The 25,876-nt window shown below is 67.7% G+C and carries 24 protein-coding genes; 18 read left to right on the forward strand and 6 right to left on the reverse strand.

Features of this window, described 5'->3' with window-relative positions; all coding sequences use genetic code 11:
- Window positions 1-227: 227 nt before the first annotated feature.
- The 3 genes from HPF_RS06140 (at window position 228) to HPF_RS06150 (ending at window position 4,443) form a co-directional block, all read left to right on the forward strand.
- The gene (locus HPF_RS06140) at window positions 228-2,603 is read left to right on the forward strand and encodes a Tex family protein (RefSeq protein ID WP_133156061.1); all 2,376 of its coding nucleotides are present in this window, start codon (window positions 228-230) and stop codon (window positions 2,601-2,603) included.
- Between the two features lie 106 nt (window positions 2,604-2,709).
- Complete coding sequence (locus HPF_RS06145; RefSeq protein WP_079364716.1) at window positions 2,710-3,537, forward strand: HDOD domain-containing protein; 828 nt, start codon at window positions 2,710-2,712, stop codon at window positions 3,535-3,537.
- A gap of 81 nt (window positions 3,538-3,618) precedes the next feature.
- Window positions 3,619-4,443 (forward strand): HDOD domain-containing protein, encoded by an 825-nt coding sequence (locus tag HPF_RS06150; RefSeq protein ID WP_079364774.1) that lies wholly within the window; start codon window positions 3,619-3,621, stop codon window positions 4,441-4,443.
- Between the two features lie 18 nt (window positions 4,444-4,461).
- Here the strand turns inward: HPF_RS06150 and HPF_RS06155 are convergent, their stop codons facing one another.
- Entirely contained in the window at window positions 4,462-5,442 is a 981-nt protein-coding gene (locus HPF_RS06155) for a Bug family tripartite tricarboxylate transporter substrate binding protein (protein WP_079364717.1), read from the reverse strand.
- A gap of 102 nt (window positions 5,443-5,544) precedes the next feature.
- On the opposite strand from HPF_RS06155, the gene HPF_RS06160 reads away from it, so the two are divergent.
- Window positions 5,545-6,639 (forward strand): patatin-like phospholipase family protein, encoded by a 1,095-nt coding sequence (locus HPF_RS06160; protein WP_133156063.1) that lies wholly within the window; start codon window positions 5,545-5,547, stop codon window positions 6,637-6,639.
- Window positions 6,640-6,649: 10 nt separating this feature from the next.
- Here HPF_RS06160 and HPF_RS06165 read toward each other — a convergent pair whose 3' ends face one another.
- Window positions 6,650-7,591: a LysR family transcriptional regulator gene (locus HPF_RS06165; protein ID WP_066156594.1), complete on the reverse strand. Its 942-nt coding sequence runs from the start codon at window positions 7,589-7,591 to the stop codon at window positions 6,650-6,652.
- 111 nt (window positions 7,592-7,702) lie between these two features.
- Between HPF_RS06165 and HPF_RS06170 the strand changes: the two genes are divergently transcribed.
- From HPF_RS06170 to HPF_RS06215, 10 genes are all read left to right on the forward strand, one after another.
- Window positions 7,703-8,410: an HAD-IA family hydrolase gene (locus HPF_RS06170; protein ID WP_133156064.1), complete on the forward strand. Its 708-nt coding sequence runs from the start codon at window positions 7,703-7,705 to the stop codon at window positions 8,408-8,410.
- 29 nt (window positions 8,411-8,439) lie between these two features.
- Complete coding sequence (rpe, locus tag HPF_RS06175; RefSeq protein ID WP_133158038.1) at window positions 8,440-9,195, forward strand: ribulose-phosphate 3-epimerase; 756 nt, start codon at window positions 8,440-8,442, stop codon at window positions 9,193-9,195.
- Between the two features lie 48 nt (window positions 9,196-9,243).
- Window positions 9,244-10,344 carry a class 1 fructose-bisphosphatase gene (locus HPF_RS06180; RefSeq protein ID WP_127803074.1) on the forward strand — a complete coding sequence of 367 codons (1,101 nt, stop codon included), beginning with the start codon at window positions 9,244-9,246 and terminating at the stop codon, window positions 10,342-10,344.
- A 36-nt stretch (window positions 10,345-10,380) separates the two neighbouring features.
- The gene (locus HPF_RS06185; protein ID WP_079364720.1) at window positions 10,381-11,265 is read left to right on the forward strand and encodes a phosphoribulokinase; all 885 of its coding nucleotides are present in this window, start codon (window positions 10,381-10,383) and stop codon (window positions 11,263-11,265) included.
- A 19-nt stretch (window positions 11,266-11,284) separates the two neighbouring features.
- The gene (gene tkt / locus HPF_RS06190) at window positions 11,285-13,354 is read left to right on the forward strand and encodes a transketolase (protein ID WP_133156065.1); all 2,070 of its coding nucleotides are present in this window, start codon (window positions 11,285-11,287) and stop codon (window positions 13,352-13,354) included.
- Window positions 13,354-14,061 carry an HAD family hydrolase gene (locus HPF_RS06195; protein ID WP_133156066.1) on the forward strand — a complete coding sequence of 236 codons (708 nt, stop codon included), beginning with the start codon at window positions 13,354-13,356 and terminating at the stop codon, window positions 14,059-14,061. Before tkt ends, HPF_RS06195 begins: the two co-directional genes overlap by 1 nt.
- A gap of 37 nt (window positions 14,062-14,098) precedes the next feature.
- Window positions 14,099-15,106, forward strand: coding sequence for a type I glyceraldehyde-3-phosphate dehydrogenase (gap, locus tag HPF_RS06200; protein WP_133156067.1), 1,008 nt, complete (start codon window positions 14,099-14,101; stop codon window positions 15,104-15,106).
- 14 nt (window positions 15,107-15,120) lie between these two features.
- Window positions 15,121-16,317: a phosphoglycerate kinase gene (locus HPF_RS06205; RefSeq protein WP_133156068.1), complete on the forward strand. Its 1,197-nt coding sequence runs from the start codon at window positions 15,121-15,123 to the stop codon at window positions 16,315-16,317.
- Between the two features lie 31 nt (window positions 16,318-16,348).
- The gene (fba, locus tag HPF_RS06210) at window positions 16,349-17,416 is read left to right on the forward strand and encodes a class II fructose-bisphosphate aldolase (RefSeq protein WP_133156069.1); all 1,068 of its coding nucleotides are present in this window, start codon (window positions 16,349-16,351) and stop codon (window positions 17,414-17,416) included.
- A gap of 67 nt (window positions 17,417-17,483) precedes the next feature.
- Window positions 17,484-18,740, forward strand: a complete 1,257-nt coding sequence (locus tag HPF_RS06215; RefSeq protein ID WP_133156070.1) for an MFS transporter — start codon at window positions 17,484-17,486, stop codon at window positions 18,738-18,740.
- On the opposite strand, the gene HPF_RS06220 is transcribed toward HPF_RS06215, so the two are convergent.
- Window positions 18,716-19,612: an MBL fold metallo-hydrolase gene (locus HPF_RS06220; protein WP_165961658.1), complete on the reverse strand. Its 897-nt coding sequence runs from the start codon at window positions 19,610-19,612 to the stop codon at window positions 18,716-18,718. The two genes, HPF_RS06215 and HPF_RS06220, sit on opposite strands and share 25 nt — an antisense overlap.
- A 75-nt stretch (window positions 19,613-19,687) precedes the next feature.
- Here HPF_RS06220 and HPF_RS06225 point away from each other — a divergent pair, with 75 nt between their 5' ends.
- Window positions 19,688-20,182 carry a MerR family transcriptional regulator gene (locus tag HPF_RS06225; RefSeq protein ID WP_133156072.1) on the forward strand — a complete coding sequence of 165 codons (495 nt, stop codon included), beginning with the start codon at window positions 19,688-19,690 and terminating at the stop codon, window positions 20,180-20,182.
- 168 nt (window positions 20,183-20,350) lie between these two features.
- Here HPF_RS06225 and HPF_RS06230 read toward each other — a convergent pair whose 3' ends face one another.
- The 3 genes from HPF_RS06230 to HPF_RS06240 form a co-directional block, all read right to left on the reverse strand.
- Entirely contained in the window at window positions 20,351-20,950 is a 600-nt protein-coding gene (locus HPF_RS06230; RefSeq protein WP_079367102.1) for a c-type cytochrome, read from the reverse strand.
- 74 nt (window positions 20,951-21,024) lie between these two features.
- On the reverse strand, window positions 21,025-22,305 hold the full coding sequence (locus HPF_RS06235) for an NAD(P)/FAD-dependent oxidoreductase (RefSeq protein ID WP_066149388.1): 1,281 nt from the start codon (window positions 22,303-22,305) through the stop codon (window positions 21,025-21,027).
- Window positions 22,306-22,315: 10 nt separating this feature from the next.
- On the reverse strand, window positions 22,316-22,618 hold the full coding sequence (locus HPF_RS06240; protein WP_241559647.1) for a c-type cytochrome: 303 nt from the start codon (window positions 22,616-22,618) through the stop codon (window positions 22,316-22,318).
- A gap of 334 nt (window positions 22,619-22,952) precedes the next feature.
- Between HPF_RS06240 and HPF_RS06245 the strand changes: the two genes are divergently transcribed.
- The 3 genes from HPF_RS06245 to HPF_RS06255 all read left to right on the forward strand — a co-directional run bounded on the left by HPF_RS06245 (window position 22,953) and on the right by HPF_RS06255 (window position 25,836).
- Window positions 22,953-23,321 carry an ArsR/SmtB family transcription factor gene (locus HPF_RS06245; RefSeq protein ID WP_243721754.1) on the forward strand — a complete coding sequence of 123 codons (369 nt, stop codon included), beginning with the start codon at window positions 22,953-22,955 and terminating at the stop codon, window positions 23,319-23,321.
- Window positions 23,314-24,666: a sulfite dehydrogenase gene (gene soxC, locus HPF_RS06250; protein ID WP_079367100.1), complete on the forward strand. Its 1,353-nt coding sequence runs from the start codon at window positions 23,314-23,316 to the stop codon at window positions 24,664-24,666. The genes HPF_RS06245 and soxC overlap by 8 nt, the downstream gene beginning before the upstream one ends.
- 180 nt (window positions 24,667-24,846) lie before the next feature.
- The gene (locus HPF_RS06255; protein ID WP_243721688.1) at window positions 24,847-25,836 is read left to right on the forward strand and encodes a c-type cytochrome; all 990 of its coding nucleotides are present in this window, start codon (window positions 24,847-24,849) and stop codon (window positions 25,834-25,836) included.
- Window positions 25,837-25,876: the final 40 nt, after the last annotated feature.

A 25,876-nucleotide genomic window follows, 5' to 3' on the forward strand; every position in this document is an offset into this window, starting at 1 on the left:
CCGAATTCGACCCAATGGTGTCCCTGTTCGAACAGGGTCTGAATTCGGAGCCCAAAGTCCGTACTGAGTTGACCTGTTCAATGCCTGAGAGGATGGTCCGCACCAAGGGCTTGGCCGACCGGATCTTCGACGCCTGTCCGCCTCGCCGGCATCCCCGGGCTGCCTCCCACCCCTGTGGCAAACTCGCCCGCTTCGTTGGAAACCGGGCCGCTGGCGCCCCTTGGGACATGCAGAAAATCATCGCGCAGATCGCGCAGGAGATCCGGGTTGAACAGCGGCAGGTGCTGGCCGCGGTGGAGTTGCTGGACGGGGGGGCGACGGTGCCCTTCATCGCCCGCTACCGCAAGGAAGTCACAGGCGGGCTGGACGACACCCAGCTGCGCGAGCTGGAGTACCGCCTGGGTTACCTGCGCGAGCTGGAAGACCGCCGCGCGACCGTGCTGAAGGCGATTGACGAGCAGGGCAAGCTAACCGACGCGCTGCGCGTGGCGATTGCCAACGCGCCGACCAAGCAGGAGCTGGAAGATATCTACCTGCCGTTCAAGCTCAAGCGCCGCACCAAGGGGCAGATCGCCCGCGAATTCGGCATCGAGCCGCTGGCCGACAAGCTGTTTGCCGACCCGACGCTGGACCCGCTGGCCGAGGCAGCCGCCTTCACCAAGCCCCCCGAGGTGCTGGACGACGGCAAGCCGGGCGCGGACTTCTCGACGCCGCAGGCGGTGCTGGACGGGGTGCGCGACATCCTCTCCGAGCGCTGGGCCGAAGACCCGGCGCTGGTGCAAAGCCTGCGAGAATGGCTGTGGACCGAAGGCCTGCTCAAGAGCACGCGAGTGGCGACCAAGGACGAGAACAACCCGGACGTCGCCAAGTTCCGCGACTATTTTGAATACGACGAGCCGATCGGTCGGGTGCCTTCGCACCGTGCGCTGGCGGTGTTCCGCGGCCGGGCGCTGGAAATCCTGGACGTGAAGCTGGTGCAGCCGGTGGAGCCGGAGCCGGGCAAACCGTCGCTGGCCGAAGGCAAGATTGCGCTGCACCTGGGCTGGAGCCACCAGGCGCGCAAGGCGGACGACCTGATCCGCAAGTGCGTGGCCTGGACCTGGCGCGTGAAGCTGAGCCTGAGCACCGAGCGCGACCTGTTCACCCGCCTGCGCGAGAGCGCCGAGGCGGTGGCGATCAAGGTGTTTGCCGACAACCTGCGCGACCTGCTGCTGGCCGCGCCCGCCGGCCAGAAGGCCGTGATGGGCCTGGACCCGGGCATCCGCACCGGGGTGAAGGTGGCGGTGGTGGATGCCACCGGCAAGCTGGTGGCCACCAACACGGTGTACCCCCACGAGCCGCGCCGCGACTGGGACGGCGCGCTGCACACGCTGGCGCTGCTGTGCCGCCAGCACGGCGTGCAGCTGATCGCCATTGGCAACGGCACCGCCAGCCGCGAGACCGACAAGCTGGCCGGCGACCTGATCAAGATGCTGGCCAAGGCGGGCATTGAGGGCGTGCAGAAGGTGGTGGTGAGCGAGGCCGGCGCCTCGGTCTATTCCGCCAGCGAGTTCGCGGCGCTGGAGATGCCGGACGTGGACGTGAGCCTGCGCGGCGCGGCCTCGATTGCCCGCCGCCTGCAGGACCCGCTGGCCGAGCTGGTGAAGATCGACCCCAAGAGCATTGGCGTGGGCCAGTACCAGCACGACGTGAACCAGAGCGAGCTGGCGCGCACGCTGGACGCGGTGGTGGAAGACTGCGTGAACGGCGTGGGCGTGGACCTGAACACGGCCAGCGTGCCGCTGCTGACCCGCGTGTCGGGCCTGTCGGGCTCGGTGGCCAAGGCGGTGGTGCGCTGGCGCGAGTCGCACGGCGCGTTCAAGAACCGCCAGCAGTTGCTGGAAGTCAGCGGCCTGGGCGCCAAGACCTTTGAGCTGGCGGCGGGCTTCCTGCGCATCCGCGACGGCGACAACCCGCTGGACATGACCGGCGTGCACCCGGAAACCTACCCGGTGGTCGAGCAGATCATCGAAAAGACCGGCCAGCCGGTGGCCAACCTGATGGGCCGGGCCGACATGCTCAAGACCCTGCGGCCCGAGCTGTTCGCCAACGAGAAGTTCGGCGTCATCACGGTCAAGGACATCCTGGGCGAGCTGGAGAAGCCCGGCCGCGACCCGCGCCCGGACTTCCAGGTGGCGCGCTTCAATGAGGGCGTCGACGACATCGCCGACCTCAAGGAGGGCATGATCCTGGAGGGAACGGTGTCCAACGTCGCCCAATTTGGCGCCTTCGTCGATCTGGGCGTGCACCAGGACGGGCTGATCCACGTCAGCCAGCTGAGCCACAAGTTCGTCAACGACGCGCGCGAGGTGGTCAAGACCGGCGACATCGTCAAGGTCAAGGTGCTGGAAGTGGACGTGCCGCGCAAGCGCATCAGCCTGACCATGAAGCTGGACGCCGCGCCGGCCCGCAAGGACGGTCCGCGCGACAACCGCTACGAGCCGGCGCGCGGCGGCCCGCGGGGCGGTTATTCGGGCGGGCAGGGCGGTGGCCAGCGCCAGCCCGAGGCGGCCGGCGCCATGGCCTCGGCCTTTGCCAAGCTGCAGGGTCTGAACAAGCGCTGATGCACCGCTGAAACCAGGCGCCGGGGAGGGCGCGCGGGCCTCAAGTCGGGGGCGGGTTGGTCGATAAGGACATCAGATCGATCCACAACACCTTGGACTTCAGACCATGGAACTCGAAGCCCTGCTCAATTACCCCCGCGCACTGCCGGCGATGCCGCGTGCCGTCTCGGACCTGCTGGCCGAGATGAACAAGGACGACCCGAGTCCCAAGCGGGTGGGGGAACTGATCGGGCGCGATCCGGCGCTCACCACCCGCGTGCTGCGCCTGTCCAACTCGGCGTTTTTCCGGGTCAGCCGCAAGATCGGCAGCGCCGACGAGGCGGTGGCCCTGCTGGGCATGACCCATGTGCGCTCGCTGGTCATGGCCGCGGCGCTGGGCGGCAGCTTCAAGAGCGTGCCCGGCATCGACCTCAAGCAGTTCTGGCGCTACAGCCTGCAGGCGGCGGACATCGCCAAGTCGCTGGCCGGCCTGCTGCACCAGAACCAGGGCAACGCCTTCACGGCGGGCCTGATCCACGCCATCGGCATCCTGGTGATGCACATCGCCATGCCCGACCGCATGGAACCGCTGGACTTCAGCACCCCGCCGCTGGACCTCAACCGCGCCGCCGCCGAACGCGCGATGCTGGGCTACACCTACGCCGAAGTGGGCGCCGGCATGGCCGAGAAGTGGCAATTCCCGGAAGAAATGGTGTCCGCCCTGTCCAACCAGTTCAGCCCGTTCGAAGGCGACGCCTACGACCCGCTGGCCGGCCTGCTGCACCTGGCGTCCTGGCGCGCGCGCGCCCAGGAGCTGCAGCTGGACGACAACGGCCTGGCCGCCACCTTCCCCGACATGGTCGGCCTGACCCTGGGCCTGGACCTGGACAGCGTGCTGGGCAAGGACCCGTCCGAGTGGTCTTTCTCACAAGCGCTGGGCGCGTTCATGGATTGATCACTCAGTCCTCAAGTCCTCTCGGGAGCCGTCGAAAGCACTGAAAACCAACGGCGGTTTTTTTACATAAGGATGTCTGCCATGCAGCTCGAAAAACTCCTCAAGCAGCCCAGTGCCCTCCCTTCCGCTCCCAAGGTGGTCCGAAAGCTGATGGAAACTTTCGAGCAGGACGACGTGGACCTGCTCAGGGTCGCTGCCCTGATCGAGGACGACCCGGTCCTCACCGCCAAGCTGCTGAAGATGGCCAACTCCGCCTTTTTCGGGCTGCACCGCGCGGTGACCACGGCGCGCGATGCGATCAACGTGATGGGGCTGATCAAGGTGCGCGCGCTGGTGATCGGCGCCGCCCTGGGCGACGGCTTCCACGCTGTCGGCGGCATGAACCTCAACCAGTTCTGGCGCTACAGCCTCAACAGCGCCAACCTCTCGCGCTACATCGCACTGCCGCTGCGCATGGACGAGAGCACGGCGTTCACCGCGGGCCTGATCCACTGCATCGGCGAGCTGGTGATGCACGCCGGCATGCCCGAGGCCATGATTGACCTGGACCGCAGCATTCCCATGCTCGACCTCAAGCGGGCGCGCGCCGAACGCGGCCTGTTCGGCTACAGCTACGCCGAGGTGGGTGCGGCGCTGGCGCGTGAGTGGAAATTTCCCAAGAAGATGATCGATTCGATCGAGCACCAGGTGGCGCCGTTCGACAACGACGTCTACGAGCCCATCGCGGGTGTGATCCACATCGCGTCCTGGCGCGCGCGCGCGCAGGAGCTGTCGCTGGGCAGCGAGGCGCTGATCAACACCTACCCCGACCCGGTGGGGCTGGTGCTGGGCATCGACCCGGACATCGTGATCGGTGAAGAAATCCCCTCGCTGACGCGCGAGGAAGCCGTCGCGCACGAAGACTGAGACCGCGGCGGCGGGGCCTCAGCTCTTGAGGCGCAGCATCATGGTCACCGCGCTGGCGATGGCCTGCTCGATGGTGAGCTGCTCGGCAAAGTCCTTGCCGTGCTGCAGCGCACCGAGCCATTTCCTTTCCTGAAGCGACTGGATCCACGACGGGTGCTGCGTGGCGGTGACCACGATGCGCCGCAGGTTCTCGCGGTCTGCCTCGGGCACCTGGCCCGGGCCGAACACCGCGCGCCAGTTGCCCAGCTCGGTGTTGACGCCCTGCTCGGTGAGCGAGGGCACGCCGTAGAGCGTCTTGCGCGAGGAGATCGCCAGCGGCGTGAGCGCCTTCTTCTCGATGTCGGCCTGGAACTCGCTGTAGCTGGAGATCGCCACCTGGGCTTCGCCCTTGTCCAGCAGGGCCGTCGCTTCGCGGCCGCTGGCGGTGGGCAGGTACTTCAGCTTGGTCACGTCCAGCCGCAGCTGGCGGGCGATCATGCCTGCGAGCATGTGGTCGACACCACCGGCCGAACCGCCGGTGAAGGCGACCTTGCCCAGGTCCTTGCGCATGGCTTCCACCAGCGCGGCCATGGTGGCCGGCTGTGAGCCGGTCTTGGCCACCAGCACCATGTAGTCGTTGGTGAGCCGGGCCACCGGGCTGACCTGGGCCAGCGTCACCTCGGGTCGGCCGACCGCGATCGCACCCAGCATCACCATGCCGCCGACCAGCAGGGCGCCGGGGTCGCTGTTGTAGCGGGCCACGAAGTCGGCCAGGCCGATGGTGCCGCCCTTGCCGCCCTTGTTCTCGTAGCTGATCTTGCCGGCCAGGCCGGCGGCCTGGAGGGATGCGCCCAGGGCGCGGCCGGTCTGGTCCCAGCCGCCGCCCTCACCACCGGGGATGTAGATGCGCATGGACGCCAGCGGCTTCGGGGCCACGCCCGCAGGGGCCTGCGCGCGCAGCACCGGGTGGAAAGCGGCGGCGCTGGCCGCGCCGGCGAGCAGGAGCTGTCGTCGGTGCATTCGTGTGTCTCCTCGGGTTTCGGTTCCAATCGGCATTTCAGTTCCCTCGTCTGTCACTCTGCTGTCAACGGCGTCCGGGTTAACCCGGTGCCGCCCGAATCTGTGTCCACACCCTCATTGCGCTTCTACGCCGGGCCTGCGGCATTGCGCCACCTGCGCGAGCAGGGCCTGCGCCCGCAGGACGTCGGCGCCATTCCCGCCGCGGCGGGCGGCCCCAAGGGCCTGATCCTCGGTCCGCTGGACCGCTTCATCTTTGGCCAGTGGCTGCCGCGCAGCGCCCAGCCGGTCGACCTGGTGGGCGCGTCCATCGGCGCCTGGCGCATGGCCACCGCCTGCCTGGACGACCCCGCGGCGGCGCTGATGCACCTGCAGCGCGAATACATCGCCCAGCACTTCGAGCTGCCGCCCGGAAAGAAGCGCGCCACGCCCGAGCAGATCAGCGGGCAGTTCGCGAGCAACTTACAGCGCTTCTATGGCGGCCGTGTGAACGAGGTGCTGGCGCACCCGCGCTACCGCCTGCACATCGTGGCCTCGCGCGGGCGCCATGTGCTGGCGCGCGACGGCGCCCTGCGCACGCCGCTGGGCTATCTGGGCGCCTTCGTCAGCAACGCGGTGGGCCGCAAGGCGCTGGGCGCCTGGCTGGAGCGGGTGGTGTTCTCCTCGGCGGCCTCGGGCCACGCGGCGCCCCTGCCGTTCGCCACCCACGACTTCCGCACGCGCCAGATTCCGCTCAGCGCCGAGAACTTCATGCCGGCGCTGCAGGCCAGCTGTTCCATTCCCTTCGTGCTGCGGCCGGTGCAGCACATCCCGGGCGCGCCGGCCGGCGCCTACTGGGACGGCGGCATCACCGACTACCACCTGCACCTGCACTACCGCACGCCCGAGGCGTCGCCCATCGTGCTCTACCCGCACTTCCAGCAGGCCGTGGTGCCGGGCTGGCTGGACAAGGCCTGGAAGCGGCGGCATGTGGCCAGCCACGCGCTGGACCGCATGCTGGTGATCGCGCCCGACCCCGGCTGGGTGCGCACCCTGCCAGAGGGCAAGCTGCCCGACCGCAACGACTTCACCCGCTACGGCCAGGACCTGGCGGGCCGCATGAAGGTGTGGAACGGCGCGACCGCGGCGGCCGAACAACTGGCCGACGAGTTCGCCCAGTGGCTGGAGCGGCCCGACCTCTCGCGCGTCGAGCCGCTCTGAAGCGGCTCGCTCAGCCGGCCGGCTGCAGCCGCAGGTGGCGGCCGTACTTGTCGGCCAGGTAGCGCTCGGCGTGTTCGAGCATGAAGTAGCGGAAGGCCTCGGCCGAGGGTGAGAGCAGCTTGGACAGCGTGTGCACCACGTTCCAGGCGCGCACGATGGGCGTGCCCTCCACGTCGAGGATGGCGATCAGGCCGTGTTCGAGTTCGAGTCCGATGGTGTGCAGCGAGAGGAAGCTGATGCCCATGCCGGCCATCACCGCCTGCTTGATGGTCTCGTTGCTGCCCATCTCCATCACCACGCGCGGCTCCATGCGCGACTTCTCCAGGAACTTCTCCATCGCCGCCCGCGTGCCCGAACCCGGTTCGCGCAGGATGAAGCCGTAGGGCCGCAGGCTCTCCACCGTGGGGTGGCCGATGCGCATCAGCGGGTGGTCCACCGGCGCCACGAACACATGCGGGTGGGCCGCGAAGGGCTCGACGCGCGTGGCCAGTTCGCGGGGCGGGCGGCCCATGATGGCGATGTCCACCTCGTTGCCCTGCAGCATCTTCACCAACTGCTCGCGGTTGCCCACCTCCAGCCGGATTTCCACCCCCTGGTGTTCGTGCTGGAACTGCGCCAGCAGCGGCGGCAGGAAGTACTTGGCGGTGCTCACCATGCCGATGGTCAGCTGCCCGGCCTCGACCTGCTTGAGGCGCGCAGCGGTGTCCTCGGCGTCCTTGAGCGTGGCCAGCACCTTGCGTGCGTAGACCAGCATGTACTCGCCGGCCGTGGTCAGCGCCACCTGGCGGCCTGAGCGCTCGAACAGCGGCAGCCCGACGTGGCCTTCCAGCTCCTTGATCTGCATCGTGACCGCGGGCGGCGTGAGGTGCAGGGCCTCGGCCGCGCGCGCGAAGCTGAGGTGGCGGGCGACCTCGTTGAACACCCGCAACTGGCGGAAGGTGGCGTTCTTCATTAAGTAATTGCTTAAGTCAAAGTCAACGATATGTGAATTTACCTTATTTAAAGTGCGCCATACAGTCCCTTCACCCCCTCGAATCCCATTGCATGAAAAAGGTGAACGGACATGCTCAAGGCCCTGATCTTCGACGTTGACGGCACGCTGGCCGACACCGAAGGCCTGCACCTGGAGGCTTTCAACCACGCCTTCCGCCAGGAAGGGCTGGACTGGCGCTGGGGGGTGGACGAGTACATCCGCCTGCTGGACATTTCCGGCGGGCGTGAGCGGCTGATGCACTACTGGCACAGCGTGAACCCCGACCACAAGGAGGTCGACGCGGGCGCGGTGAAGGATCTGGTGACCCGGCTGCACGAAACCAAGACCGCGTACTACGAGAACGCGGTGCTCCAGGGCGCCGTGACCCTGCGGCCCGGCGTGCTGGCGCTGATGAGCGAGGCCCGCGCCCAGGGCCTGCAGCTGGCCATTGCCACCACCACCTCGCCGGTGAACATCGCGGCCCTGCTGCGCACCGCCATCGGCCCCGACTGGCGCGGGCACTTCCTGGCCGTGGGCGACGCCAGCAACGCGCCCATCAAGAAGCCGCACCCGCAGGTCTATATGAAGGTGCTGGCCGACCTGGGCTTCCGCGCCGCCGACTGCGTGGCCTTCGAGGACTCGTCCAACGGCCTGCGCGCCGCCACCGCCGCCGGCCTGAAGACGGTGATCACGCCCAACCGCTTCACCGCCCACCACGACTTCAAGGGTGCGCTGCGCACCGTGACCGACCTGACGCAGGTCAGCGTGCCGCGGCTGCGCGAATGGCACGCCCAGTGATGTCCCGTCCAGCCATCGACCTGCCCGCCATGTCCGCCATCCGCATCGCCCCCTCCATCCTCTCCGCCGACTTCGCCCGCCTGGGCGAGGAGGTGCGCGCCATCGAAGCCGCCGGTGCCGACCTGGTGCACTTCGACGTGATGGACAACCACTACGTGCCCAACCTCACCATCGGGCCGCTGGTGTGCGAGGCGATCCGCCCGCACGTGAGGATCGGCATCGACGTGCACCTGATGGTCGAGCCGGTGGACGCGCTGATCCCGCTGTTCGCCAAGGCCGGCGCCAACCTCATCAGCTTCCACCCCGAGGCCAGCCGCCATGTGGACCGCACGCTGCAGCTGATCCGCGACCACGGCTGCAAGGCCGGCCTGGTGTTCAACCCGGCCACGCCGCTTGCGCTGATGGACCACGTCATGGACAAGCTGGACCTGGTGCTTCTGATGAGCGTGAACCCGGGCTTCGGCGGCCAGAAGTTCATTCCGTCCACGCTGGGCAAGCTGCGCGACGCGCGCCGCCGCATCGATGCGGTAAAGGTCGAGACCGGCCGCGAGATCTGGCTGGAAGTGGACGGCGGCGTGAAGGTCGACAACATCGCCGAGATCGTCGCCGCCGGGGCCGACACCCTGGTCGCCGGCAGCGCCGTGTTCGGCGCGCCCGACAACGACGGCGGGTATCGCAACGTGATGCGCCAGCTTCGCCAGAACGCAAGCCCCCACGCTCCGTCGCTTCGCGAGTCGCTGCCCCCCGAGGGGGCGCGTTCTCAGCTTGGGGCGGCCCGGCGCTGAGAACCCCTGCCCAAGCCTCGAATTCCTGAAACCTCCGAAAGCCCTGCCATGACCACGCGCCGCCGCTTCACGCTCACGCAATACCTGATCGAACAACGCCGCCGCTACCCCGGTGCCAGCGGCGACTTCAACGCCCTGCTGCTGGACGTGGCCCTGGCTTGCAAGGCCATCGCGCGCTCGGTCGCCTTCGGTGAACTCGGCGGCGTGCTGGGCAACCCGGGTGCCGAGCCCGAGGTGAGCACCAGCGTCAACGTGCAGGGCGAGGTGCAGAAGAAGCTGGACGTGATCAGCAACGAGTACTTCACCCAGATGACCGAGTGGGGCGGCCACCTGGCGGGCATGGCGTCCGAAGAGATGGACCACCCGTACCAGATTCCCGAGACGCAGCAGCGCGGCAAGTACCTGCTGGTGTTCGACCCGCTTGATGGTTCGAGCAACATCGACGTGAACGTGACCGTGGGTTCGATCTTCTCCATCCTGCGCGCGCCGCAGGACGTGATCGACTCCGGCCGCGACGTGGTGGAGGCCGACTTCCTGCAGCCCGGCACGCAGCAGATGGCCGCGGGCTACGCGCTCTACGGCCCCACCACCATGCTGGTGCTGACCGTGGGCAACGGTGTGGCCGGCTTCACGCTGGACCCGAACCTGGGCCAGTTCATGCTGACCCACCCCAACCTGAAGGTGCCCGAGGACACGCAGGAGTTCGCCATCAACGCGTCGAACGCGCGCTTCTGGGAAGCGCCGGTGAAGCGCTACGTGGACGAGTGCCTGGCCGGCAAGACCGGACCGCGCGGCAAGGACTTCAACATGCGCTGGATCGCGTCCATGGTGGCCGAGGCGCACCGCATCCTGATGCGCGGCGGCGTCTTCATGTACCCGCGCGACACCAAGGACACCAGCAAGCCGGGCCGCCTGCGCCTGCTGTACGAGGCCAACCCCATCGCCATGATCATGGAGCAGGCCGGCGGCCGTGCCAGCACCGGCCGCGAACCCATGCTCACCGTCCAGCCCACGGCGCTGCACCAGCGCATCGGCCTGGTCTTCGGCAGCAAACACGAGGTCGAGCGCATCGAGCGCTACCACCGAGAACCGGTGGCCTACAAGGACGACAACCCGCTGTTCGCAGAGCGCTCGCTGTTCCTTGCCTGAGCCTCGCACCGCATTTTTCATCTCCGGAGACAAGCCATGTCAGAACGACATCCCATCATCGCCATCACGGGTTCCAGCGGCGCAGGCACCTCCACGGTGACGCGCACCTTCCAGAACATCTTCCGCCGCGAAGAGCTGACGGCCGCCGTCATCGAAGGCGACAGCTTCCACCGCTACGACCGCAAGGCCATGAAGGTGCGCATGGCCGAGGAGGAGGCCAAGGGCAACCAGCACTTCAGCCACTTCGGCGCCGAGGGCAACCTGTTCGAGGAGATCGAAGGCCTGTTCCGCCAGTACGCCACCGACGGCAGCGGCAAATGCCGCAAGTACCTGCACAACGCCGAAGAAGCGGCGCCCTACCAGCAGGAACCGGGCACCTTCACGCCCTGGGAAGAGATCCCGGCCGACACCGACCTGCTGTTCTACGAAGGCCTGCACGGCGCGGTGAAGACCGACACCGTGGACATTGCGCGCTACCCCGACCTGCTGATCGGCGTGGTGCCCTCGATCAACCTGGAATGGACGCAGAAGCTGATCCGCGACAAGACCCAGCGCGGCTACAGCCAGGAGGCGGTGGTCGACACCATCCTGCGCCGCATGCCCGACTACGTGAACTACATCGTCCCGCAGTTCGGCCTGACGCACGTGAACTTCCAGCGCGTGCCAGTGGTGGACACCTCCAACCCCTTCATCGCGCGCGACATCCCGAGTGCCGACGAGAGCATGGTGGTGATCCGCTTCGCCAAGCCCAAAGGCATCGACTTCCAGTACCTGCTGTCCATGATCAACGGCTCGTGGATGAGCCGCGCCAACACCATCGTGGTGCCCGGCGGCAAGATGGAACTGGCGATGCAGCTCATCTTCACGCCCTTCATCTGGCGGATGATGGAACGCAAGAAGCGCGCGCTGGGGCAGGGTTGATCGGGACGAGGAGACAGACATGAAAAACCCGACCCCCGAACTCGCCCGCCAGATGGCCAACGCCATCCGCATGCTCGCCGTCGACGCGGTCGAGAAAGCCAGGAGCGGCCACCCCGGCGCACCCATGGGCATGGCCGACATCGCCGAGGTGCTGTGGAACCGGCACCTGCGCCACAACCCGGCCAACCCGCACTGGCCCGACCGCGACCGCTTCGTGCTGTCCAACGGCCACGGCTCGATGCTGATCTACGCGCTGCTGCACCTCACGGGCTACGACCTGCCGATGGAGGAACTGAAGAAGTTTCGCCAGCTGCACAGCAAGACCGCGGGCCACCCCGAGGTCGGCATCACTCCCGGCGTGGAAACCACCACCGGCCCGCTGGGCCAGGGCATCAGCAACGGCGTCGGCATGGCGCTGGCCGAGAAGCTGCTGGCGCAGGAGTTCAACCGGCCGGACCACACCATCGTCGACCACTTCACCTACGTCTTCCTGGGCGACGGCTGCATGATGGAAGGCATCAGCCACGAGGCCTGCGCGCTCGCCGGCACGCTGCGCCTCTCGAAGCTGGTGGCCTTCTACGACGACAACGGCATCTCCATCGACGGCCACGTCGAAGGCTGGTTCACCGACGACACGCCCAAGCGCTTCGAGGCCTATGGCTGGCACGTGATTCCGGACGTGGACGGCCACGACCCGGCGGCCATCGAGGCTGCGCTGGTCGCCGCGAAGAAGCAGGGCGTGCGCGCCGACGGCAAGCCCACCCTGATCTGCTGCAAGACCGTGATCGGCATGGGCTCGCCCAACAAGGCCGGCACGCACGACGTGCACGGTGCGGCCCTGGGCGCGGCCGAGGTGCAGGCCACACGCGAGGCGCTGGGCTGGACGGCGGCGCCGTTCGAGATCCCGGCCGACGTCGGCGCCGCGTGGAACGCCCGCGAGCGCGGTGCCGCGGCCGAGCGCGTTTGGCGCCAGCGCTTCGAGGCTTACCGCACCGAGTTCCCCGCCGAGGCGGCCGAGTTCGAGCGCCGCGTGGCGGGCGATCTGCCGGCCGATTTCGAGGCCCGCCTGCCCGCGTTGTTCGAGAGCATTGCGGCCAAGACCGACCCGGTGGCCACCCGCAAGGCCAGCCAGAACGCACTCGATGCCTTCAGTGCTCTGGTGCCCGAGTTCTTCGGCGGCAGCGCCGACCTCACGGGCTCCAACCTCACCAACTTCAAGGGCTGCGTGAAGGCTGGCCGCGACACCTGGGGCAACCACCTGAGCTACGGCGTGCGCGAGTTCGGCATGGCGGCCATCATGAACGGCATTGCGCTGCACGGGGGCTACATCCCCTACGGCGGCACCTTCCTCACGTTCTCCGACTACAGCCGCAACGCCATCCGCATGGCCGCGCTGATGAAGCAGCGCGTCATCCACGTGTTCACGCACGACTCCATCGGCCTGGGCGAAGACGGGCCGACGCACCAGAGCGTCGAGCATGTGCCCAGCCTGCGCCTCATCCCGGGGCTGGACGTGTGGCGCCCCGCCGACGGGCTGGAGACCGCGGTCGCCTGGGCCTGCGCCATCGAACGCCGCGACGGCCCGAGCGCGCTGTGTCTCTCGCGCCAGAACCTGCCGTGTGTGACCGGTCAGGTCACCGCAGGGCAGATCCGCCGGGGTGGCTACGTCCTGTCCGACATGGAGAGCCCACAGGCGGTGATCGTGGCCACGGGGTCGGAGATCGAGATCGCGCTGGCGGCCCAGAAGGCGCTGGCCGCCGACGGCGTGCGCACGCGCGTGGTCTCCATGCCCAGCACCAATGTGTTCGACCGCCAGAGCGAGGCCTACCAGGACAAGGTGCTGCCGCTCTCGCTGCCCACGGTGGCGGTGGAGGCCGCGCACCCCGATTTCTGGCGCAAGTACGTGGGCCGCACCGGCGTGGTGGTGGGCATCGCCACGTTCGGCGAGTCGGCGCCGGCCAAAGAGCTGTACCAGCACTTCGGCATCACGGCCGGGCGCGTGGCCGATGCCGTGCGCACCCTGGTGCACCGCGCTTCGCACCGCCGCGAGGAGCCGCTGCCCGAGCACATCGTCGTGGGAACCCACTGATGGACGCCCGCCTTTTTGACATGGTGCTGTTCGATCTCGACGGCACCCTGGTGGAGACTGCGCCCGAGATCGCCGATGCGGTCAACGACACGCTCACCGGTCTGGGCCATGCGCCCGTGGCGCAGCAGCAGGTGGACGACTGGATCGGACACGGCACGCGCGAGCTGTTGATCAAGGCCCTGGCCCAGGCCGTGGGCATCGCACCGGCCGAGGTGCGCGCGTCCGACGCGTTCGGCCCCATCGAGGCCGAGTTCGGCCGGCACTACCAGGCGCGCTGCGGCACGCGCAGCCACCTCTATCCGAAGGTGCGCGAGAGCCTGGAGGCGCTGCGTGCGGCAGGCGTGAAGCTGGCCGTGGTGACGAACAAGGAAGGGCGCTACACGCAGACCGTGCTCGACGTGCACGGCCTCACGCCGCTGTTTCACCGCGTCATCAGCGGCGACACGCTGCCGGTGAAGAAGCCCAACCCGGCCGCCGTCGACGACTGCCTGTTGCGCTTCGGCGTGGCGCGGGAGCGGGCCGTGTTCGTGGGCGACTCGTCCATCGACGTGGCCACCGCGCGCAACGCCGGCATCGCCGTCTGGGCGCTGCCCTATGGCTACAACATGGGCGAACCCATCGAGGCCTGCGGGCCCGACCGCGTGATCCCCGACCTTTCGGCGTTGACCACCTCGCTGAGCCTGCGTGCCAACGCCGCTTCGGCCTGAACGCCTCTTTTATTTATTTCATCCGGAGACAGAAGACATGAGCCTCAAGATCGGCATCAACGGCTTCGGCCGCATCGGCCGCATGGTGTTCCGCGCGGTGGCGCAGGAAGCGGAGTTCAAGGACATCGAGGTCGTGGCCATCAACGACCTGCTGGAGCCCGACTACCTGGCCTACATGCTGCAATACGACTCGGTGCACGGCCGCTTCAAGGGCACGGTGGCCGTGGACGGGAATCACCTGGTGGTCAACGGCCGCAAGATCCGCCTGACGGCCGAGAAGGACCCGGCGAACCTGAAGTGGAACGAGGTGGGCGCCGACGTGGTGATCGAATCCACCGGCTTCTTCCTGACCAAGGACAGCTGCCAGAAGCACATCGATGCCGGCGCCAAGAAGGTCGTGCAGTCGGCCCCGTCCAAGGACGACACGCCCATGTTCGTGTTCGGCGTGAACCACGCGACCTACGCGGGCGAAGCCATCGTCTCGGCCGCGTCCTGCACCACCAACTGCCTGGCCCCGGTGGCCAAGGTGCTCAATGACCGCTTCGGCATCAAGCGCGGCCTGATGACCACGGTGCACGCGGCGACCGCCACGCAGAAGACGGTGGACGGCCCGTCGAGCAAGGACTGGCGCGGTGGCCGCGGCATTCTGGAAAACATCATTCCGTCGTCCACCGGTGCCGCCAAGGCCGTGGGCGTGGTGCTGCCCGCGCTGAACAGGAAGCTCACCGGCATGGCCTTCCGCGTGCCGACCTCCGACGTGTCGGTGGTGGACCTGACGGTGGAGCTGAACGCCGAGGCCAGCTACGACGACATCTGTGCTGCGATGAAGACCGCCAGCGAAGGGCCGCTCAAGGGCGTGCTGGGCTACACCGGCGACAAGGTGGTCTCCACCGACTTCCGCGGCTGTTCCATGCCCTCGATCTTCGACGCCGACGCCGGCATCGCGCTGGACAAGAGCTTCGTGAAGGTGGTGAGCTGGTACGACAACGAGTACGGCTACACCTGCAACATGATGCGCTTCGTGCAGCACGTGGGCGCGAACTGAGCCCGGAGGCTGCGATGAAATTCCTCCGATTCAGCGACGTGTGCCGCAGCGGCTTTGCCCGCGGCAAGCGCGTCTTCATCCGGGCCGATCTCAATGTGCCCATGGACGATGACGGCAACATCACCGAGGACACGCGCGTGCGCGCCTCGATTCCAGCGATCCGGATGGCGCTGGACGCCGGCGCGGCCGTGATGGTCACCTCCCACCTGGGCCGCCCCACCGAAGGTGAGTTCAAGCCGGAGGACTCGCTCTCTCCCGTGGCTCGGCGGCTGTCCGACCTGCTCGGCATCGAGGTGCGGCTGGTGTCCGGCTGGGTGGACGGCGGCTTTGCCGTCGGCCCCGGCGAGGTGGTGCTGCTGGAGAACTGCCGCCTGAACGTGGGTGAGAAGAAGAACAAGCCCGAGCTGGCCGCCAAGCTGGGCAAGCTCTGCGACATCTTCGTGCACGACGCCTTCGGCACCGCGCACCGTGCCGAGGGCACGACCTACGGCATCGCCGAGACGGCACCCATCGCCTGCGCCGGCCCGCTGCTGGCGGCCGAGATGGACGCCATCGGCAAGGCACTGGCCGCGCCCAAGCGCCCGCTGGTCGCCATCGTCGCCGGCAGCAAGGTCAGCACCAAGCTGACCATCCTGCAGAGCCTGGCCAGGAACGTGGACGGCCTGATCGTCGGCGGTGGCATCGCCAACACCTTCATGCTCGCCGCCGGCCTGAAGATCGGCAAGAGCCTGGCCGAGCCCGACCTGCTGGGCGAGGCCACGGCGGTGATCGCCGCCATGAAGGCGCGCGGCGCCGAGGTGCCGATCCCCGAGGACGTGGTCTGCGCCAAGGCTTTCGCGGCCGACGCCGAAGCGACGGTGAAAGCCGCCACCGAGGTGGCCGACGACGACCTGATCCTGGACATCGGCCCCAAGACCGCGGCCAGGCTGGCACAGAAGCTCAAGCAGGCCGGCACCATCGTCTGGAACGGCCCGGTGGGCGTGTTCGAGTTCGCGGCCTTCGAGAACGGCACCAGGGTGATCGCCCAGGCGATTGCCGAGTCCAGCGCCTTCAGCATCGCCGGTGGTGGCGACACGCTGGCCGCGATTGCCAAGTACGGCATCGAGAAGGATGTGGGCTACATCTCCACCGGCGGCGGCGCCTTCCTGGAAGTGCTGGAAGGCAAGACGCTGCCGGCGTTTGAAGTGCTTGCCCGCCGCGCCGAGCCCTGACCCGATTTTTCAATCCCACGGAGACAACCTCATGGCCCTGATTTCCCTTCGCCAACTGCTCGACCACGCGGCCGACAACAGCTACGGCCTGCCGGCCTTCAACGTCAACAACATGGAGCAGGTGCAGGCCATCATGCAGGCGGCCGACCAGGTGGACAGCCCGGTCATCCTGCAGGGTTCGGCCGGCGCGCGGTCCTACGCGGGCGAGCCCTTCCTGCGCCACCTGATCGCCGCCGCGATCGAGATGTACCCGCACATCCCCGTCTGCATGCACCAGGACCACGGCGCCACGCCCGGCGTGTGCTTCCGCTCGATCCAGTCGGGCTTTTCTTCGGTGATGATGGACGGCAGCCTGCTGGCCGACGGCAAGACGCCCGCGAGCTACGAATACAACGTCAACACCACCAAACAGGTGGTGGACCTCGCCCACGCCTGCGGCGTGTCGGTGGAAGGCGAGCTGGGTTGCCTGGGCTCGCTGGAAACCGGCAAGGCCGGCGAGGAAGACGGCCATGGCGCCGAAGGCGAGCTGGACCATTCCATGCTGCTGACCGACCCGGACGAGGCCGCCGACTTCGTGACCAAGACCCAGGTGGACGCGCTGGCCATCGCCATCGGCACCAGCCACGGCGCCTACAAGTTCACCAGCAAGCCCAGCGGCAAGGTGCTGCGCATCGACCGCGTGAAGGAAATCCACCAGCGCATTCCCAACGTGCACCTGGTGATGCACGGCTCGTCCAGCGTGCCCGAGGACTGGCTGGCCATCATCAACCAGTACGGCGGCGACATGGGCCAGACCTATGGCGTGCCGGTGGACGAGATCGTCGAAGGCATCCGCAATGGCGTGCGCAAGGTGAACATCGACACCGACCTGCGCATGGCCAGCACCGGTGCCATCCGCAAGCACCTGGCCGAAGACCGCAAGAACTTCGACCCGCGCAAGTTCTACAAGGAAGCGACCAAGGCCATGCAGGCGATCTGCGCGGCGCGCTACGAAGCCTTCGGTGCCGCCGGCATGGCCAGCAAGATCACGAAGGTGCACAGCCTGGAGGCCATGCAGAAGCGCTACGACAAGGGCGAGCTGGCTGCGCAGGTGGCCTGAACAGCCCGGGCGGTGCAAGCTGCCCCCGAGACACGAGACGGCGCAGCCCTTGCGTTAGATTGCGGGGATGAACCGACCCCTGCACGCCGACCCGTCCGTCATCGATTCGCGCCAGGCCGCCTGGCGGCTGCTGGTGGCCCTGGGCCTGGTGGTGCTGGGCAACAGCAGCATGTATGTGGTGTCGGTGGTGCTGCCCACGGTGCAGACCGAGTTCGGCATCGACCGCGCCAGCGCATCGCTGCCCTACACCTTCATGATGGTGTGTCTGGGCATCGGCGGCATCTGGACCGGCCGCATGGCCGACCGGCACGGCCTGATGAAGGTGCTCTGGGTGGGCGCGCTGGCGGTGGCGGGCGGCTTTCTCTGGGCTGCGCAGTCCGGCAGCATCTGGACCTTCGGTCTCGCGCACGGCCTGCTCGGCCTGCTGGGCGGTGCCTCCACCTTCGCGCCGCTGCTGGCCGACACCTCGCAGTGGTGGAACCGGCGCCGCGGCATCGCGGTGGCGATCTGCGCCAGCGGCAACTACATCGCCGGCGCGCTCTGGCCGCCGCTGGTGCAGCACGGCATCGAGACCATCGGCTGGCGACCCACGTACACGATCATGGGTCTGGTCTGCGGCCTGGGCATGCTCGCGCTCTCGGGCCTGATGCGGCAGCGGCCACCGCTGGCGCCGCCGCAGACCGTGGCGGCTGCGGGCGCCGCGCCAGCCGCCGACCGCAGCCGCCCCTTCGGCCTCAGCCCGTCCAGCGCCCAGTGGCTGCTGTGCGTGGCGGGCGTGGGCTGCTGCGTGGCGATGTCGATGCCGCAGGTGCACATCGTGGCGTATTGCACCGACCTCGGTTACGGCGCCGCGCGCGGCGCCGAGATGCTCTCGCTGATGCTGGCCAGCGGCATCGTCAGCCGCCTCGTCTCGGGCTTCATCTGCGACCGCATCGGCGGCATCCGCACCCTGCTGCTGGGCTCGGCGCTGCAGGGCGTGGCGCTGCTGCTGTTCCTGCCCTTCGACGGCATGGTGCCGCTGTACGTGGTGTCGGCCCTGTTCGGCCTGTTCCAGGGCGGCATCGTGCCGTCCTACGCCATCATCATCCGCGAGCACTTCGCGCTGCAGGAGGTGGGCGCGCGGGTTGGCGCGGTGATCATGGCCACCCTGATCGGCATGGCGCTGGGCGGCTGGCTTTCGGGCTGGATCTTCGACATGACCGGCAGCTACGACGCCGCCTTCATCAACGGCATCGCCTGGAACCTGCTGAACCTGGCCATCGCCGGCTGGCTGTACCGGCGCATGCGTGCCGGCGCCGCTCAGCGGACCCAGGCCGGGAAGTAGCCCAGGGCGTCCTGCACGGCGCTGTCGTGGGCCGGCACCACGACCAGATCCGGGTCGGCCTGCATCAGCGCACGCACCTGTTCCAGGCTGGTTTGCGTCCGCGGGGCGTCCCCGTCGACCAGCTTTCCCGCCACCCGGAACTTGGGTGCGCCCTGCCGCAAGGCCGCCAGGGTCCAGGCCGCATCCCCGATGAAGAAATACCGCCGGCCGGAGTCGGTGGTGACGAAGAGGCCCAGCGAGCCCGGGGTGTGGCCGGGCATCGGGACCAGCACCACGGTGCCGTCCTGGTAGAGGTCGAGGCTTTCGGGATAGCCCATGAACGGCACGGGCTGGAACGCCAGATCCTCCCACCGGATGGTGTCCGCATCGACCTGTGAGGCCCAGGTGCCTCCGGGGCCGGTGCTCGGAGCGCGCAACCGGGGTCGCTCTGCCGCGGCAATGCCGATCCGCGCTTCCGGGAAGTCCTGCACGCCGCCGGCGTGGTCCCAGTGGCTGTGGCTCAGGATCACGCGCTGCAGCGGCGGCATGCCGGCCCTGTCCAGCTGCGTGTGCGCGCTCACCACCGGCTTGTCGTAGGTGAAGAAGGGCCGCCACCACAGCGGCATGCCCTGCTGGTACTGGGCATCGATCTGCTCGCCCAGGCCGGTGTCGAACAGCAGGTAGTCGCCGTGGTGCTTGATCAGGAACGCCGAGAAGTTGGAGTTCACCTGCCGGGTGATGTCGCCGCCGGGCACCAGCAGGGCCTGCGGCACGGCCACCTGCGAGGTTTTGATGATGGCAAAGCCGACCTTCGGCGGGGAGCCGGGCGGCGGGGAAACGGTCTGGGCCTGCAGCGTGGCCGACATGACGACCGGCAGGAGGAGCGAGCACAAGTGCAGAAAGGATCGGAGCATTTTTTGTGGCCTGATGGATGGATCGGCTGAGCGTAAAGTCTGGTCCATGCTCCAATGTCAAGCACCCATTCAGACGGCTCCCACGCCCGCGCCACCATGAACATCAGCCAGTTCGCCCAGGCGGCCGGGGTGTCCACCGACACCGTCCGCTACTACGAGAAACAAGGCCTCATCGGCGCGCCACGGCGTCAGGCCAACCGCTACCGGAGCTACACCGACGCCGATGTCGCCGCCGTGCGGTTCGTGCGGGGCGCACAGGCGCTGGGGTTCTCGCTGTCAGAGATCCGGGCCATCCTGCCCCAGGTGGCGAAGGGTTCCTTCGGCCGCGCCGAGATCGAGCAGCAGCTGCAGGCCAAGATGGCGCAGATCGACGCGCACATGGCGCAGCTCAGGACCCTGAAGAAGGAGCTGAAAGCCACCTTCGACGCGCTGCGGTGCGCGCCCACGCAGCCGGTGTCGACCGCGCAGGCCACCGCGCCCGACAGCGGCAGCGGTGCAGGCGCGGCGGTGGTGCGGCGCGCGTTTTCCAGGCGCGCCACGCAGGGTTGAATCCAGCGCCGGGCCGCCCCAAGCTGAATTCGCGCCCCCTCAGGGGGCAGCGACCCGCGCAGCGGCGGAGCGTGGGGGCTCGGAATCCAGCGCCGGGCCGCCCCAAGCTGAATTCGCGCCCCCTCGGGGGGCAGCGACCCGCGCAGCGGCGGAGCGTGGGGGTTCGTTTTATTTGCTGCTGACGTATTCCGCCACGGCCGCCATCTCCAGCTCCGTCATCTTCTCCACCACCGCGTGCATCACCGCGTTGTCGTTGGTGCGCTCGCGCTTGTTGAAGGACTTGAGCTGTGTGTGGATGTAGCCCGGGATCTGGCCCGCCAGGCGGGGCAGGTTGGCGGCGCCCTCGGCGTTGGTGCCGTGGCAGCTCACGCAGGCCGGCACGCCGCTGAACTTGTTGCCGTTGTGGAAGATGTAGCGGCCCATGGCGGCGAGCTGCGGGTCTTTGGCTTCTTCGCGCGGGAGCACGAACTTCTCGTAGTACTTGCCCAACGCCACCATCTCGTCCGGTGTGAGCTTGCTGACCATCTCCACCATGGCCGTGCTCTTGCGCGCGCCGCTCTTGAAAGCGGTGAGCTGCTTGGTGATGTATTCGGCGTGCTGCCCGGCCAGGCGCGGAAACACCTCGCTGGTCGACTCGCCCTGCGCGCCATGGCACAGGAAGCAGGAGCCGCCCGCGATCTTCTTGGCCCGCGCCTCGTCGGCCTGGGCCCAGGCGGTGGTGCCGGCCAGCGCCAAGAGAGCGAGCAGGGTGAGTCGGTGGGCCTTCATTGCATAACCTCTGACTGATATTTGTTTGCGAAAAAAAGCGCCCCGATGAGACACCGGGGCGCTGCGGGAGTCCGTCAGGCCAGGGTGTCGGCCCAGATGTTGCGCGCCCACGCGTGCGCGTAGCGGCCTTCGAGTTCGCTCGCGGCGGACGACACGCCGCCCGAGCCCGGCACGGCCAGCATGGTCTTCTTCTCGGCGTCGTAGCGGTGCACGCTGGCCACGTGCACCACGTCCTCGTCGGTCACGAAGCTGTAGCAGGTGTTGGCGTAGATCGGCAGCTGCGGCGGCTCCTTGCCCTGCAGCAGCGAGACCACGGCCGCGGCGCAGGTCTTGCCATGCTGGTTGGCCATATGGCCCGACTTGGGCATGCCCGGGGCGATCTGGATCGCGTCGCCCAGCACATGGATGTTCTTCTTCGCCTTCGACTCGAAGGTCAGGAAGTCCACCTCGCACCAGCGGTTGTTGGCGGTGGCCAGACCGGTGCGCACGGCGATGTCACCGGCGCGCATGTTGGGCACCACGTTGGCCACCGCGGCCTTGAAGTCGTCGTTGAACTCAAACTTCAGGGTGTTGGTGGAGGCGTCGACCTCGACCACCTTGTGCTTGGGGCGGTACTCGATGATGCCCTTGTAGTGCTCGTCCCAGGCCTTCATGAACAGGCCCTTCTTGGACTGGATGTCGTCGTTGGCGTCGAAGATCACGACCTTGCTCTTGGGCTTGGCCTTCTTGAAGTAGTTGGCCACCATGCAGGCGCGCTCGTAGGGGCCGGGCGGGCAGCGGTACGGGGCGAGCGGGATCGACAGCGCGTACACGCCGCCGTCGGGCATGGCCTCGAGCTGCTTGCGCAGCGCCACCGTCTGCGGGCCGGCCTTCCAGGCGTGCAGCACCTTGTCCTGCGCGCCGGGCTTGGTCATGCCGGCCACCGTGTCCCACATGAAGTCGATGCCGGGCGAGAGGATCAGGCGGTCGTAGGGCAGCTCGCCACCGGCGGCCAGCTTCACCACGCGCTTCTCGGCGTCGATGCTGGTGACCATGTCGCGCACGATCTTCACACCGTGGCGCTTTTCCAGGTTGTCGTAGGGCGTGGTGATGTCGGCGATGGTCTTGCTGCCCTGGAGCACCAGGTTGGAGATGGGGCAGGAGACGAAGGCCGCGTTGGGCTCGACCAGGGTCACCTGGATGCCGTAGTCCGAGAACATGCGCACGTACTTGGCGGCGGTGGCACCGCCGTAGCCGCCACCGACCACCACCACCTTGGGGCCGTAGCCGCCACCCGTGGCGCAGCCTGCAAGACCACCAATGCCCGCGAGGACCGAACCGGCGCCCAGGGTCTGAACAAATTGACGACGTTGCATGGTGGGCTCCTTATTTCTTCTGGGCGGCAAAGTAGGCGGCGATGTCCTTGAGCTGCTCGTCGGAGTAGCCCTTGGACAGCTGGTGCATGATGGTCGCGGGCTTGCGGCCGCTCTTGAAGTCCATCAGCTTCTGGTACAGCTCGTCCTTGTCCTTGCCCGCCAACGGCTCGTTGCCCTGCAGGGCACGGCCCTCGGTGCCATGGCAGTTGGCGCAGGCGGCTGCCCACACGCGCACCTGGTTCACCTGGGCCTGCGCTCCCACGGCGGCGGCACACAGGGCGCCCGCCGTCAGCCATTTCATTGTCTTGACCATCGTTGTCTCCACTGGGGTTGGGGAAGGGATCAAAAACTGTAGCAGAGCCCCTCGGCTGGCAGGCAAAGCATCAGTGATTTCGCATATTTAGATGCTTGATGCTAGCACCGGGAAAAACCCTGCCTGAACGGTAAAAACCCTAGAGAAATCAAAGCGAATTTGCGGGGTTTTGTCAGCGCGTCGTCAGTGCGTTGGCCTTTGGCCGGGACATCGGAGGTCCCGTCTGTCAGCGATCCGAAGGAATCCGGGTTTACACTAATCTGTATATAGGCAATCAATCATATAGTTGATTGATTGAAATCAAATTCTTCCGGAGACAGACCAGGTGGACAGCATGCAGTCGGTGTTCGAGTCGGTGGCGCGCTACTTCAGCGTGCTCGGCGAGCCCACGCGCCTGCGCATCCTCCATGCCCTGTGCCAGGAAGAGAAGTGCGTCAACGGATTGATCCGCGAAACCGGGCTGGCCCAGGCCAACGCCTCGCGCCACCTGGGCCTGATGTACCAGGCCGGCCTGCTGTCGCGCCGCCGCGAGGGCACGCAGGTGTTCTACCGCGTGGCCGACCCGCTCTACATCGAACTCTGCCGCACGGTCTCGACGCAGATGCTGGCCCGCGCCGACGCCGAGTTGTCCCCACCCGGACAGGGCGTCGTTGCGGCGCCCCGTCCATTCCCCGCCAACGAGAAGGAACCCACCAGTGTCTAAAGACCTGAACGACGTGATCGGACGCGTGCTGCCCGCGCCCGAGAATTTCCTGAGTGCCGAGAAGCTGGAACAGGCGCGCAAGGCCCGCCGCCGCTTCATGGGCAATGCCCTGGCCATGGGCGCCGGCGTCGCAGCCTCGGTTGGTGCGGCCAGCCGCGCGATGGCGGCCGGTGCGGAGGGCGAGGACGCCATCCTCAAGCTGCCCGAGCACAGCACGGGCCTGGGCCAGCCGGTGGCCATGGACCCGGGCTACGGCCAGCCCAGCAAGTGGGAAACCAACCTGCGCCGCCGCCAGAGCCCGGGCCTGACCCGCGTCGACCAGGCCTCGGTGAGCTTCACGCCGCTGCAGGGCCTGTTCGGCATCATCACGCCCAGCGGCCTGCACTTCGAGCGCCACCACCAGGGCTGGTGGGACATCGACCCGTCCAAGCACCGCCTGATGGTCAACGGTCTGGTCAAGCGTCAGCGCGTGTTCACCATGGACGACCTGATGCGCCTGCCCAGCGTCTCGCGCATCCACTTCATCGAATGTGGCGCCAACACGGCGACCGAATGGGGCAACGTGGCGGTGCCCACCGTGCAGTACACGCACGGCATGGTCAGCTGCTCGGAGTTCACCGGCGTGCTGCTGTCGACACTGCTGGAGATGTGCGGCATCGACAAGAAGAAGGCGAAATACGTGCTGGCCGAAGGCGCCGACGGTTCGTCCATGACGCGCACCATCGACATCGAGCGCGCCATGGACGACTGCATCGTGGCCTGGGGCATGAACGGCGAGATGCTGCGGCCCGAGAACGGCTACCCGCTGCGCCTGGTGGTGCCGGGCATCCAGGGCGTGAGCTGGGTGAAGTATCTGCGCCGCATCGAGGTGGGCGACCAGAAGTGGGCGACCAAGGACGAGGCGGTGCACTACATCGACCACATGCCCGACGGCACGCACCGCCAGTACACCGGCATCCAGGAGTGCAAGTCGGTCATCACCACGCCCTCGGCCGGCCAGACGCTGCTGGACAAGGGCTACTACAACGTCACCGGCCTGGCCTGGTCGGGCCGCGGAACGATCAAGCGCGTGGATGTGAGCGTGGACGGCGGCCGCAACTGGCGCACCGCGCGCATCGAAGGCCCGGTGCTGCCCAAGGCGCTGACGCGTTTCAACATCGACTGGGTGTGGGATGGCAAGCCCGCCATCCTGCAGGCCCGCGCCATCGACAGCACGGGCTATGTGCAGCCCAAGATCAACCAGCTGCGCGCGGTGCGCGGCACACGGTCGGTCTACCACCAGAACGCGATCCAGAGCTGGCTGGTCGGTGAAAACGGCGAAGTCTCCAACGTGCAGGTGTACTAAATGAAACCCACCCCCGTCGCTTATTCACTTCGTGTAAACGCATCCCCCCTCAAGGGGGCAAAGCCTGTCGCCCGGCCAAGCCGGTTCGACGGCTTTCTTGGCCTGTCTCGCGGCGTCGCTGCGCTCGCCTTGGGTCTGGCTTCGGCTTCGGCGTTTGCACAGGACAAACCCTGGGCGAACATGGGCCGTGACGCCACGCCGGCCGAGGTCAAGGCCTGGGACATCGACGTGCGCCCCGACTTCAAGGGCCTGCCGGCCGGTGCGGGCAGCGTCTCGCTGGGTGAGACGGTGTGGGAGTCGCGCTGCGCCTCCTGCCATGGTTCCTTCGGCGAATCCAACGAGGTGTTCACGCCCATCATCGGCGGTACCACGAAGAAAGACATCGAGACCGGGCGCGTGGCCGCGCTGGTGGAGGGTGCCAAGAGCACCGCACCGCAGAAGACCACCATGATGAAGGTGGCCACGCTCTCCACGCTGTGGGACTACATCAACCGGGCGATGCCCTGGAACAACCCCAAGACGCTCAAGCCCGACGAGGTCTACGGCGTCACGGCCTACCTGCTGAGCCTGGCCGAAGTGGTGCCGCCCGACTTCACACTGAGCGACAAGAACATCGCCGAGGTGCAGCAGCGCATGCCCAACCGCAACGGCATGGTGTTCCACGAGCCACTGTGGAAGGTCAATGGCAAGGGCGACGTGAAGAACGTGGCCTGCATGAAGGACTGCGCGGTGGACCCCAAGGTGCATTCCTTCCTGCCCGACTTCGCGCGCGACGCGCACGGCAACATCCAGCAGCAGAACCGCGTGATCGGTCCGGTGCGTGGCGCCGACACCACCCAGCCCGCGCCCAAGGGGCTGATCGGTGCTGCCGCGGCCGCCACCGTGGCACCCGCCGCGCCGGCGGCCGGCAAGGGCACGAACGTCAGCAGCCTGCTGGCGGCCAACGCCTGCACCGCCTGCCACGGCGTGAAGAACAAGATCGTCGGCCCCGGCTTCAACGAGATCGCCGCCAAGCACAAGGGCCGGGCCGATGCCGAGGCCTACCTGGTGGGCAAGATCAAGTCCGGTGGTTCGGGGGTGTGGGGCGCGGTGCCCATGCCGCCCCAGCCCCAGATCAAGGACGACGACGCCAAGGCCATCGCGCAGTGGATCGCCGCCGGTGCGAAGTGAGTCAATGACAAGCCAGATTGAATATTCGGATTTACTCGTA

It is taken from the genome of Hydrogenophaga pseudoflava, from assembly GCF_004353865.1.
GTDB classification, from domain to species: Bacteria; Pseudomonadota; Gammaproteobacteria; order Burkholderiales; family Burkholderiaceae_C; genus Hydrogenophaga; species Hydrogenophaga pseudoflava.

Bases quoted from the DNA above. Each gene is read 5' to 3' on its own strand.
- HPF_RS06140 (WP_133156061.1), top strand. From the start codon at position 228: ATGCAGAAAATCATCGCGCAGATCGCGCAGGAGATCCGGGTTGAACAG.
- HPF_RS06145 (WP_079364716.1), top strand. From the start codon at position 2,710: ATGGAACTCGAAGCCCTGCTCAATTACCCCCGCGCACTGCCGGCGATG.
- HPF_RS06150 (WP_079364774.1), top strand. From the start codon at position 3,619: ATGCAGCTCGAAAAACTCCTCAAGCAGCCCAGTGCCCTCCCTTCCGCT.
- HPF_RS06155 (WP_079364717.1), bottom strand. From the start codon at position 5,442: ATGCACCGACGACAGCTCCTGCTCGCCGGCGCGGCCAGCGCCGCCGCT.
- HPF_RS06165 (WP_066156594.1), bottom strand. From the start codon at position 7,591: ATGAAGAACGCCACCTTCCGCCAGTTGCGGGTGTTCAACGAGGTCGCC.
- HPF_RS06170 (WP_133156064.1), top strand. From the start codon at position 7,703: ATGCTCAAGGCCCTGATCTTCGACGTTGACGGCACGCTGGCCGACACC.
- rpe (WP_133158038.1), top strand. From the start codon at position 8,440: ATGTCCGCCATCCGCATCGCCCCCTCCATCCTCTCCGCCGACTTCGCC.
- HPF_RS06180 (WP_127803074.1), top strand. From the start codon at position 9,244: ATGACCACGCGCCGCCGCTTCACGCTCACGCAATACCTGATCGAACAA.
- HPF_RS06185 (WP_079364720.1), top strand. From the start codon at position 10,381: ATGTCAGAACGACATCCCATCATCGCCATCACGGGTTCCAGCGGCGCA.
- tkt (WP_133156065.1), top strand. From the start codon at position 11,285: ATGAAAAACCCGACCCCCGAACTCGCCCGCCAGATGGCCAACGCCATC.
- HPF_RS06195 (WP_133156066.1), top strand. From the start codon at position 13,354: ATGGACGCCCGCCTTTTTGACATGGTGCTGTTCGATCTCGACGGCACC.
- gap (WP_133156067.1), top strand. From the start codon at position 14,099: ATGAGCCTCAAGATCGGCATCAACGGCTTCGGCCGCATCGGCCGCATG.
- HPF_RS06205 (WP_133156068.1), top strand. From the start codon at position 15,121: ATGAAATTCCTCCGATTCAGCGACGTGTGCCGCAGCGGCTTTGCCCGC.
- fba (WP_133156069.1), top strand. From the start codon at position 16,349: ATGGCCCTGATTTCCCTTCGCCAACTGCTCGACCACGCGGCCGACAAC.
- HPF_RS06215 (WP_133156070.1), top strand. From the start codon at position 17,484: ATGAACCGACCCCTGCACGCCGACCCGTCCGTCATCGATTCGCGCCAG.
- HPF_RS06225 (WP_133156072.1), top strand. From the start codon at position 19,688: ATGTCAAGCACCCATTCAGACGGCTCCCACGCCCGCGCCACCATGAAC.
- HPF_RS06230 (WP_079367102.1), bottom strand. From the start codon at position 20,950: ATGAAGGCCCACCGACTCACCCTGCTCGCTCTCTTGGCGCTGGCCGGC.
- HPF_RS06235 (WP_066149388.1), bottom strand. From the start codon at position 22,305: ATGCAACGTCGTCAATTTGTTCAGACCCTGGGCGCCGGTTCGGTCCTC.
- HPF_RS06240 (WP_241559647.1), bottom strand. From the start codon at position 22,618: ATGGTCAAGACAATGAAATGGCTGACGGCGGGCGCCCTGTGTGCCGCC.
- HPF_RS06245 (WP_243721754.1), top strand. From the start codon at position 22,953: ATGCAGTCGGTGTTCGAGTCGGTGGCGCGCTACTTCAGCGTGCTCGGC.
- HPF_RS06255 (WP_243721688.1), top strand. From the start codon at position 24,847: ATGGGCCGTGACGCCACGCCGGCCGAGGTCAAGGCCTGGGACATCGAC.